The organism is Streptomyces alkaliphilus (genome assembly GCF_014141535.1).
GTDB classification, from domain to species: Bacteria; Actinomycetota; Actinomycetes; order Streptomycetales; family Streptomycetaceae; genus Streptomyces; species Streptomyces alkaliphilus.
Window position 1 is genome coordinate 1 of record NZ_VKHT01001497.1, and the last position, 843, is coordinate 843.

The window sequence follows — 843 nt, forward strand, 5'->3', positions numbered from 1 at the left end:
GCGGTGGGCTGTCGGGGAGGATGTTGCCCAGGATGATCGGGCCGGGGTCGTCGGCCTTCCGGTGCCGGGCGCGGACGCCGGCGGTGTTGCGTTCCCCGGTGTTGCCGCGCACGGTCATGGGGTGGCCGGTGGCGAGGAGTTCGATGCCGATGGTGTTGGCCTCGGTGATGTTGTCGCGGACGACGCTCTCGCAGGGGTCGCACTCCTCGACGCGGATGCCCGCGTGGCCGTGGCCGGAGACGTGGGAGTGCTCGATGACGCCGCGCCGGGCGCGGACGACACGGATGCCGTGCCGTCCGTTGTCGTGGACGGTGAGGTAGGAGGCGCGGTAGCCGAGCAGGGGGTGTTCGGCGGTACCGGTGACGGTGAGGCCGGCGGTGGTGTGGCCGCGCAGGGTGAGGTTCTCCACGGCGGTCTCCTCGGCGAGGACGGTGATGCCGGTGGCGCGGCGTTGTTCGCCGTCGATGATCACCGCCCCCCGGTCGGAGCCGCGCAGCACCACGCGTGGGGTGCGCAGGACGGGGCTCTCCCGGTAGACGCCGGGGCCGACGAGGACGAGGTCGCCGGGGACGGCGGCGTCGAGGGCCGCCTGGATGGACGGGGTGTCACCGGGGACGGTGATGACGGCGGCCTGTCCGGTGGGGCCGGGGCGGATGTCGCGTTCGCGGGGGCTGAGGGCACCGCAGCCGACGAGCGTGATCAGGGTGATGAGGGTGAGGAGCGCGGCGACGGCGGTGAGGATCGCGGCGGGGCCGGCGCGACGGCGCGCGGTCCCACCGTCGGTGGTGGCACCGTCCTCGGCCGGGGTGCCGGTCGGGGTGCCGGCCGGGGCCGGGGATGTGT

General features: G+C 74.7%; 1 protein-coding gene. It reads right to left on the reverse strand.

The genetic code is table 11. The features are described 5' to 3' along the window. Window positions 1–843: right-handed parallel beta-helix repeat-containing protein (locus FNQ90_RS25305; RefSeq protein ID WP_182608445.1), on the reverse strand; the 843-nt coding region annotated here is incomplete at both ends.